Origin of the sequence: Rhodoplanes roseus (assembly GCF_003258865.1) — a bacterium.
In the GTDB taxonomy this organism is placed as follows: domain Bacteria; phylum Pseudomonadota; class Alphaproteobacteria; order Rhizobiales; family Xanthobacteraceae; genus Rhodoplanes; species Rhodoplanes roseus.
In genome coordinates, this window is record NZ_NPEX01000224.1 from 1 (window position 1) to 9671 (window position 9671).

Genomic DNA, 9671 nt, shown 5'->3' on the forward strand with positions numbered 1-9671 from the left:
GCATGGCGGCGCGCGCCTCCGGCCGCAGCGGCGCGGTGGCATTCCAGTCGAGATAGACGCGGTCGGTCATCGGGTTCTTCGAGGATTTGGCCGTTTCGGATCGATTACGCGGGCCGTGCCGCCGCGGATCAGATGCGCCGACCCGCCCGGGCGCCGACGGTCGCCCGCTCACCGGCAAGGAAAACCTTGCTTTTTGCCCCGGTGATCATGCTAGACCATTGCGCCGCGCCACCGACCGGCTTCACAGCCGTCCAACGGCCAGGATCATTCCGGAAATTCGAGGCGTTGTAGACAGATAGGCGGGTCCCGCCGGCGGCGTCAAGAGCACCGCGGCGAGGCTGGGGAGGCGGTGTCGTCGCACCGCCGGGCACGACGAGGTTCACGAGCATGCCTGAGGTCATCTTCAATGGGTCCGCCGGTCGGATCGAGGGACGCTACCACCCGTCGCGGGTGAAGAACGCCCCGATCGCGATCGTGCTGCACCCGCACCCCCAGTTCGGCGGGACGATGAACCACCAGATCGTCTACCAGCTGTACTATGCGTTCGCGCACCGCGGATTCTCGGTCCTGCGGTTCAACTTCCGCGGAGTCGGGCGCAGCCAGGGCTCGTTCGACCACGGCCAGGGCGAGCTCTCCGATGCCGCCTCGGCGCTCGACTGGGCGCAGGCCATCAATCCCGAGGCGCGCGGCTGCTGGATCGCCGGCTTCTCGTTCGGCGCCTGGATCGGCATGCAGCTCCTGATGCGCCGGCCGGAGATCGAGGGCTTCATCTCGATCGCCCCGCCCGCCAACCTCTACGACTTCTCGTTCCTGGCGCCCTGCCCGTCGTCCGGCCTGATCGTGCACGGCGAGCGCGACGCGGTGGTCCCCTACAAGGACGTCGCGACCCTGGTCGAGAAGCTGAAGACCCAGAAGGGCATCGTCATCGAGCAGAAGGTCATTCCGGGCGCCAACCACTTCTTCGACGCCAAGATCGAGCCCTTGATGCAGGCGATCACGTCCTATCTCGACAAGCGCCTCGCCACCGTCACCATCAAGCCGGAGCCGCGCGGCCGCCGCACCGGGTAAGCCGCGCCCCAAGCGGGCCCGCCGCCCGCCGCTCAGGCGGCCCGCACGGTCGCCAGGAACCGGTCGACCTCGGTCTCCAGCCGGTTGCTCTCGCCGGCGAGCGCGCGCGCCGAGGACAGGACCTGGGACGACGCCGCCCCGGTCTCGCCGGCGCCGCGGCTCACCTCGCCGATGGTTCCGGCCAGCTCCGCGGTGCCGTGCGACGCCTGCTGGGCGTTGCGGGCGATCTCGCCGGTCGCCGCGCCCTGCTCCTCCACGGCGGCCGCGATGGCCGAGGCGATCTCGGCGATGCGCCCGATGGTGCCGCTGATCTCCTTGATGGCCGTGACCGAGTCGCTCGTCGCCGCCTGCATGGCTCCGATCTGGGTGGCGATGTCGCCGGTCGCCTTGGCGGTCTGACCGGCCAGCGCCTTGACCTCCTGCGCCACGATGGCGAAGCCCCGGCCCGCCTCGCCGGCGCGCGCCGCCTCGATGGTGGCATTCAACGCCAGCAGGTTGGTCTGCTCGGCGATCGCCGTGATCAGGGCGACGACGTCGCCGATCCGGCCCGCCGCCTGCGACAGCTCGCCGATGCGGCGATCGGTCTGCTCCGCCTGCCGCACGGCATCGGCGGCGATGCGGGTCGAATCTTGCACCTGCCGGCTGATCTCGCCGACCGAGGCCGACATCTGGCCGGCGGCCGACGCCACGCTCTGGACGTTGGCGGACGCCTGGTCGGAGGTGGAGGCCGCCGTCGCGGACAGGTTCTGGGTCGTCTCCGCCGTCCGCGTCAGCGTGCGGGCGGACGCTTCGAGCTCGGTCGCCGCGGACGAGACGGTCTCGATGATCTCGCCGACCGCGGCCTCGAAGGATTGCGCCAGCCGGTGCATCTCCTGACGCCGCTTCTCGGCGGCGGTCGCCTCCGCCTGCGCCGTCGCCTCGGCCTCGTGCCGCGCCTTCTCGGCCGCCTGGACCTTGAAGCTCTCGACCGCCCGGGCGATCTCGCCGATCTCGTCGCCGCGCCCGACGCCGGCCAGCACGACGTCGAGATTGCCGTCGGCCAGCGCCCGCATGCCGGTGGTGAGCTGCGACAGCGGCCGGCCGATCCGCCGCCAGGCGACCAGGATGCCGGTCAAGCCGACGGCCAGGGCCAGCACCAGCAGGGCGGCATTGACCAGGAACCCGCTCCGGGCGGCCGCCGCCCCCTGCTCGGCATGGGCGATGATCGCCTCCAGGGCCGCATTCGACACGGTGACGAGGGCGTCGAGCGAGACGTTGGCGATCCGCACATACTCGTCGTTGCCGATCGGCGACGGGCGACCCTCGCCGACAGCGCCCTCGATCGAAGACAGGGCCTTCGCGTAGGTGTCGAAGCGTTTCGTCTGGGCATCCGCGACGGCGGCGGCGACCGGAGCCGCGACGCCCGACCGGGCCGTCAGGGCCTTGACGATCTGCCACGCCGCTTCCGTCTGGCCGCCCAGCGACACGCGCTGATCGCGCAGCGGGAGGGCGTAGGCCTTGGCCTGGAGGAGCTGCTGGACGGCGGTCCGCTCACGGCCGCCGGCGGCGCGCGCCAGCCAGGCCGCATCCTTGATGGCGACCAGCTCGGCGACCACCGGGTCGGACAGGCGGATCTGGTCGCCCAGGGCGGCCGAGACGCGCTCGTACTCGTTGCCCATGGTCAGGGCGGTCTGAAACCATTCCTTGGCGATGCCGGCCGGCCGTTCCTTCAGCGGCAGCCGGACGGCGGCGTCGGCCCTGGTCCGCACGGCGACGACGTCGGCGAGCATGCGCCGCAGCGTGCCGGGCACGTCGCCGTCGGCGCAGCGCAGCCGGCTGCAGGCGTCGAGCACCGCCTCGATGGCCGGCTTCGCCTTGCTCCGGAACGTCGAGAACTGCTCGGTCAGCCTGGCATCGGCCGGAGCTTCGGCCTGCAGTCCCACGAACATCATGCCGCGCTCGGCGACGGTGTTCTGGATGACGTCGAACAGCGCCCGGTTGGCGACCGCGATCGCGGCCGTGTCGGCGGTGGTGCGGGCGTTCGTCCAGGCATCGCGCAGCGCGAGGGCCGCCTGAACGCCCATGATCACGGCGCACAGGCCGAACAGGACATAAAGAGTCGTGGTGATCTTGATGCCGCGGGCGGCCGGGGTCGTCGACGCTGCCATGAGGGTTCTCTGAGACGTCGAGCCGGCGCGGACAGGAGCCGCCCGACTAGGAAGGCTCCCTCCATGATAGAGGCGACGGCTTAACGACATCTGACCATAGGATCGACCCGGATGGACTGGGGTTCGGCGACACGGACGGCATCGGCGACGCGGAGCGAGCGCTCGAAGCGCCACCGGCCTCGCCGCGGCCCTCCGGCCCCGGGGCCGCGGTTTGAATTCGCCCCCGGACCTGTTACACCACCGCTCCAAACGATGCGGGGACGCGGCCGCCGGGCCTCCGCCGGCGCCGGGTCACGGTCCCTGGGACCACGCCCGCCGCGCCGGTCCGCCTTCAGAGCGGCCGGCCTTCCCCCGCAGCGACGACGAGGTCACGAGGGCGAGGTCATGAGCACGTACGAGTCCGATTTCCTTCGCGTCCTGGAGAGCCGTGGCTTCATCCACCAGGTGTCGGATGCGGCCGGGCTGGATGCGCTGGCGAAGAAGAACGAGCTCGTCGCCTATGTCGGCTACGACTGCACGGCGGCGTCGCTGCATGTCGGCCACCTGATCTCGATCATGATGCTGCACTGGCTGCAGCAGACCGGCAACAAGCCGATCGCGCTGATGGGCGGCGGCACCACCCGGGTCGGCGATCCGTCCGGCCGCGACGAGACGCGCAAGCTGCTCACCTACGAGCAGATCGACGCCAACAAGAACAGCATCAAGCGGGTGTTCTCCAACTTCCTGACCTTCGGCGAAGGGCGCGGCGACGCCGTGATGGCGGACAACGCCGAGTGGCTGACCACGCTCAACTACATCGAGATGCTGCGCGATGTCGGCCGTCACTTCTCGATCAACCGCATGCTGACCATGGATTCGGTGCGGCTGCGGCTGGAGCGCGAGCAGGAGCTCTCCTTCATCGAGTTCAACTACATGATCCTGCAGTCCTACGACTTCGTCGAGCTGGCCCGGCGCTACGGCTGCAACCTGCAGATGGGCGGCTCCGACCAGTGGGGCAACATCGTCAACGGCATCGATCTCGGCCGCCGCATGGGTACGCATCCGCTGCACGCGCTGACCTGCCCGCTGCTCACCACCGCCTCGGGCGCCAAGATGGGCAAGACCGCGGCCGGTGCCGTGTGGCTCGATGCGGACCTGCTGAGCCCGTACGACTACTGGCAGTTCTGGCGCAACACCGAGGACGGCGACGTGGTGCGCTTCCTCAAGCTGTTCACGCTGCTGCCGCTCGACGAGATCGAGCGCCTGACGGCGCTCGGCGGCCAGGAGATCAACGAGGCCAAGAAGGTGCTCGCCACCGAGGCGACCGCGCTGGTGCACGGCCGTGCCGCCGCCGATGAGGCCGCCGAGACGGCGCGCAAGACGTTCGAGGAGGGCTCGCTCGCCGCGACGCTGCCGACCGTGACGATCGCGCGCGCCGAGCTGGAGAAGGGCCTCGGCGTGCTGACCGCCTTCGCCGAGAAGACCGGCCTCGTCGCCTCCAACGGCGAGGCGCGCCGCCAGGTCAAGGCCGGCGGCCTCAAGGTCAACGACGTCACCGTCACCGACGAGAAGCTGCAGCTCGGCCTCGACGACCTGACCGCCGACGGCGTGATCAAGCTGTCCCTCGGCAAGAAGAAGCACGTGCTGCTGAAGGCGGCGTAGGCGTTAAGCCGTCGGAACTCGGCCAGGCCCCTCCGGGCCTCATGGTTCGAGACGCGGCCTGCGGCCGCTCCTCACCATGAGGGGTGGGCCGTAGGGCACGCCGAAACGAGGCCATCCCCCTCCCCTCACCCTGTATTCCCCTCCCTCATCCTGTATTCCCCTCCCCTCATCCTGAGGAGCGGTCCGCAGGACCGCGTCTCGAAGGATGAGGCCCGGAGGAGCGGCGCTTCGACTCCGCCTTCAACCGCTCGAAGTCACCGCGGATCAGCGCGTCCTTCTTGGAGCGTGACCAGCCCTTGACCTGACGCTCTGCCGCGATCGCATCGGTGATGCGTTCGAAGTATTGGGAATACGCGAGCCTCACCGGCCGTCGCGTCGCCGTGTAGCCGTCGAAGGCGCCGGCTTGGTGCTCGCCGATCCGCGTCTCGAGGTCCGTCCTGGTCGTGCCCGTATAGTACGAACCATCCGAGCAATTCAGGATATAGAGCCACGCGCCCATGGCGGCCGCATCCTTCGAGACGCCCGCTTCGCGGGCTCCTCAGGATGAGGCGAGAACCGGCAGGCCGCAAGCCATGCTGCAGTCCCGGGCCGCATCCTTCGAGACGCGGACCTTTGGTCCGCTCCTCAGGATGAGGAGAGGTGGCGGGACCGGCTCGATACTGCTTCATGCAGCCAAAGACCTCGTCCTGAGGAGGCCGCGCAGCGGCCGTCTCGAAGGACGAGGCCCCGGATCGTGGACGGGGTGGAGCGCCCCGCCCCTACTGCAGCGACAGGGCCACGAAGCGCAGGTCGCCGTCGGTGCCGGCGATCAGCAGGAGGGCGGACTTGCGGCCGTCCTTCTTGAGCTGGTCGATGCGCTTCTGGACGTCGGCGGCGGTCGCCACCGGCTCCTGCGAGATCTCGACGATCACGTCGCCGGCCGACAGGCGCTTCTCCGCCGCGGCCGACTTGGTGTCGACCCCGGTGATCACCACGCCCTTGACCGTGTCCTTGATCTTGTAGCGCTTGCGCAGATCGTCGGAGATGTTGGAGAGGTTCAGGCCGAGCGTCGACTGCACGACCGACTTCTCTTCGGTCGCACCGCCGCCGCGGCGCGTGCTCAGCGCCGCCTGCTTCTCGCCGTCCTCGAGCCGGCCGAGCTTCACGACCTTGTTCTCCTCCTTGCCCTTGCGGAGGATCACGACGTCGACGTCCTTGCCGACCGGCGTGTCGGCGACGATGCGCGGCAGGTCGCGCATCTCCTTGATGTCCTTGCCGTCGAACCGGACGATCACGTCGCCCGGCTCGATGCCGGCCGGCTTCGCCGGGCCCTTCTCGTCGACGCCGGCGACCAGCGCGCCGCGCACCGGCTTGATGTTCAGGTTCTCGGCGATGTCGTCGGTCACCTGCTGGATGCGCACGCCGATCCAGCCGCGCCGGGTCTCGCCGAACTGGCGGAGCTGGTCGATGATCGGTCCCGCCGTCTTGGACGGCACCGAGAAGCCGATGCCGATCGAGCCGCCGGACGGCGAGATGATCGCCGTGTTGATGCCGACCACCTCGCCGTCGAGGTTGAACAGCGGACCGCCGGAATTGCCGCGATTGATGGCGGCGTCGGTCTGGATGTAGTTGTCGTAGGGACCGGACTGGATGTCGCGGTTGCGGGCCGAGACGATACCGGCCGTGACGGTGCCGCCCAGGCTGAACGGGTTGCCGATCGCGACCACCCACTCGCCGATCCGCAGCTTGTCGGAATCGCCGAACGACACGGCCTTGAGCGGCTTGTCCGGCGTCACCTTGAGGACGGCGAGATCGATCTTCTGGTCGCGGCCGAGGATCTCGGCCTTGAGGCGGGTGCCGTCGTTGAAGATCACCGTCACCTCGTCGGCGTCCGAGATCACGTGGTTGTTGGTCACCACGATGCCGGACGGATCGATGACGAAGCCGGATCCCAGCGAGTTGACGCGACGCGGCGCGCGCTCGCGCGGGCCGTTCTCGCCCTGCTGGCCGCCGCGGCGGTTCTTGAAGAACTCCTCGAAGAACTCCTCGAAGGGGGCGCCCGGCGGCAGGCTGGGGACCGCGTTCCCCTGCGCCTGGACGTTCTGCGAGGTCGAGATGTTGACGACCGCGTCCATCACCTTCTCGGTGATGTCGGCGATGCCGTCGGGGCCGCGGGCGGACACCGGTCCGGCGGCGACCACGAGGGCCGCCGCGAGCGCGGCCGCGACGAGCGGACGACGAACCTGGCGGATGCGTTCGAACGAAAGGCCGGCCATGACCTGGCGATCTCCTCGGAGGAAGCGGGACTCGTGGGACACGCGGGAACAACCGGCGCGACCCGCCCGCGGTTCATACGGCGCAAGCCGCGAACGGACCGCGCCAATACGGACGGATTGGGGCGGAATGGCGGCTCGTCCGCCTGTCGCGTCTCAGGATAATAGGCGGATCACCCAGATCAAGGCGACCCCGAGCGTGGCGCTGACCACGCCGACGATCCGCAGCGTATGCTCGGGGGTCTCGAGCAGCGCGAGGGCGGCGCGGCGGGCCGGCCCCGGAAACGCCGCGAACAGCAAGCCCTCGATCACGAAGACGAGACCGAGGGCGACGAAGAACGCGGACATCGAAGGTTCCGAAAGCTGGCTCAGGCGCCGTCTACGACGGAGCCCGGTCCTTTCGGGACCGGGCTCCCCCGGATCATTGCGGGGTGGCGGGGGCCGCGGGTGCCGCCGGCGATGCCGCGGCGGCCGCCGGCCCTGCCGGGGCGCGCGCCTGGGCGGGAGCGCGTCCGGTCGGATTGGCGAAGTAGCGGAAGAACTCCGAATCCGGCCGCAGCAGGAAGCGGGTGTCCCCCGGCTTCAGGCCGGCCTCGTAGGCCTGCATGGAGCGGTAGAAGGTGAAGAAGTCCGGGTCCTGCCCGAACGCGTCGGCGAAGATGCGGTTTCGCGTGGCATCGCCCTCGCCGCGGGTCTGCTCGGCCTTGGAGGTCGCCTCGGCGACCAGCACCGTGACGTCGCGGTCGGCGCGGGCCCGGATCTCCTGGCCGCGCTGGCTGCCCTGGGCACGGAACTCGGCGGCCTCGCGCTGCCGCTCGGTCTGCATGCGCTGGTAGACGGCCTGGCTGTTCTGCTCCGGCAGGTCGGCGCGGCGGATCCGGACGTCCACCACGTTGATGCCGAAGGCGTGCGCCTCGCGGTCGAGCTGCTCGCGCACCCGCGCCATCATCTGCATGCGCTCGTCACGCACGACATTGGTGAGGGTCGATTCGCCGAGCACGCGGCGCAGCGCCGAGTTGAGCAGGGTCGCGAGCCGCGAGTTGGCGCCCTCGACCGAGCCGACGGTCTGATAGAAGCGGAGCGGATCGATGACCTTGTAGCGGGCGAAGGCGTCGACCACGAGCCGCTTGGAGTCGGAGGCGATCACCTCCTGGGCCGGGTTCTCGAGATCGAGGATGCGCTTGTCGACATAGATCACGTTGTCGATCAGCGGCACCTTGAAGTGCAGCCCGGGCTCGGTGACGATTCGCCGCGGATCGCCGAGGCGGACCACCAGGGCCTGCTGGGTCTGGTAGACGGTGAACACCGATGCGTATCCGAGCACCAGCACCACCAGGATGATGACGGCGGCGACGCCGCCTGCGATGCCGGTCTTCATCGGGCGGCTCCCGTCTGGGGACGCGCCGGGGCCTGTGGCTGCGCATGCCGCCGCCCGAGCTCGTCGAGATTGATGTACGGGACGATGCCGCCCGCGGTTCCGGCCGCACCGGCGCCGGGATCCATGATGATCTTGTCGGAGCCGCCGAACAGCCGCTCCATCGTCTCGAGATAGAGCCGCTCGCGGGTGATCTCGGGGGCCTTCTTGTACTCCTCGTAGATCTTGCTGAAGCGGCCGGCCTGGCCGCGCGCCTCGGCGACGGTCTGCTCGCGATAGGCCTCGGCCGACTGGGTGATCTGGGCGGCGCGACCGCGCGCCTCCGGAACCACGCGGTTGGCGTAGGTCTGCGCCTCGTTCTGGGCGCGCTCCAGATCGGCGCGGGCCGCCTGGACGTCACGGAACGAGTCGATGACCTGCGAGGGCGGATCGACCTTCTGCATCTGCACCTGGGTGATCTGGATGCCGGCCCCGTAGGTGTCGAGGGTCCGCTGCATCAGGTCCTGCACCGCGGTCTCGATGGTCTGCCGGGCGCCGGTGAGGATCGGCTGGACGTCGGAGCGGCCGACCACCTCGCGCATGGCGCTCTCGGCGACCGCCTTCACGGTGCCTTCGGGATTCTGGATGTTGAACAGATACTGGCTGGCGCCACCGGCCGGCTTGATCACCCAGAACACCGAGAAGTCGACGTCGACGATGTTCTCGTCGCCGGTCAGCATCAGGCTCTCTTCCGGAACGTCACGCATGGTGGTGCCGCGGCGCAGATCCTCGACCACCCGCATGCCGATGTCGATGCGGTTGACGCGCGTCACCTTCGGGGTGAGCGCCGTCTCGATCGGATAAGGCAGGTGATAGTTCAGGCCCGGCGTGGCATCCCGGGTGTACTTGCCGAAGCGCATCACGACGCCGAGCTCGTCCGGCTCGACCCGGTAGAAGCCCGACACGCCCCACAGCACGACCGCGATCGCCACCAGGATGGCGATGCCCTTCCCGCCCAGGCTGCCGCCCGGCAGCACGCGCCGGAGCTTGTCCTGGCTGCGCCGCAGAAGCTCCTCGAGATCCGGAGGAGTCGGGCCCGTCGACTGCGGCCCGGTTCCCCACGGTCCCTTGGGGCCCGATCCCCACGGTCCACCGCCCTGATTGCTCCACGGCATTTATGCTGCCTTTCCTCTCCGGCCGGCGCGCCCC

At 69.6% G+C, this 9671-nt stretch carries 8 protein-coding genes; 2 read left to right on the top strand and 6 right to left on the bottom strand.

Annotated features, from left to right (window positions below; genetic code table 11):
- Positions 1-387 precede the first annotated feature (387 nt).
- The gene (locus tag CH341_RS23505) at positions 388-1068 is read left to right on the top strand and encodes an alpha/beta hydrolase (RefSeq protein WP_111421416.1); all 681 of its coding nucleotides are present in this window, start codon (positions 388-390) and stop codon (positions 1066-1068) included.
- 32 nt (positions 1069-1100) lie between these two features.
- Here the strand turns inward: CH341_RS23505 and CH341_RS23510 are convergent, their stop codons facing one another.
- Complete coding sequence (locus CH341_RS23510; protein ID WP_245431216.1) at positions 1101-3215, bottom strand: methyl-accepting chemotaxis protein; 2115 nt, start codon at positions 3213-3215, stop codon at positions 1101-1103.
- 384 nt (positions 3216-3599) lie between these two features.
- On the opposite strand from CH341_RS23510, the gene tyrS reads away from it, so the two are divergent.
- Positions 3600-4856 (top strand): tyrosine--tRNA ligase, encoded by a 1257-nt coding sequence (tyrS, locus tag CH341_RS23515; RefSeq protein WP_111421417.1) that lies wholly within the window; start codon positions 3600-3602, stop codon positions 4854-4856.
- A 166-nt stretch (positions 4857-5022) separates the two neighbouring features.
- On the opposite strand, the gene CH341_RS23520 is transcribed toward tyrS, so the two are convergent.
- From CH341_RS23520 to hflK, 5 genes are all read right to left on the bottom strand, one after another.
- Positions 5023-5355: a GIY-YIG nuclease family protein gene (locus tag CH341_RS23520; protein ID WP_111421418.1), complete on the bottom strand. Its 333-nt coding sequence runs from the start codon at positions 5353-5355 to the stop codon at positions 5023-5025.
- Between the two features lie 259 nt (positions 5356-5614).
- On the bottom strand, positions 5615-7111 hold the full coding sequence (locus tag CH341_RS23525) for a Do family serine endopeptidase (RefSeq protein ID WP_111421419.1): 1497 nt from the start codon (positions 7109-7111) through the stop codon (positions 5615-5617).
- 153 nt (positions 7112-7264) lie between these two features.
- Positions 7265-7456, bottom strand: a complete 192-nt coding sequence (locus CH341_RS23530) for a DUF2065 domain-containing protein (RefSeq protein ID WP_111421420.1) — start codon at positions 7454-7456, stop codon at positions 7265-7267.
- Positions 7457-7529: 73 nt separating this feature from the next.
- Positions 7530-8486, bottom strand: coding sequence for a protease modulator HflC (gene hflC / locus CH341_RS23535; RefSeq protein ID WP_111421421.1), 957 nt, complete (start codon positions 8484-8486; stop codon positions 7530-7532).
- Complete coding sequence (gene hflK / locus CH341_RS23540) at positions 8483-9637, bottom strand: FtsH protease activity modulator HflK (protein ID WP_111421422.1); 1155 nt, start codon at positions 9635-9637, stop codon at positions 8483-8485. The genes hflC and hflK overlap by 4 nt, the downstream gene beginning before the upstream one ends.
- Positions 9638-9671 lie beyond the last annotated feature (34 nt).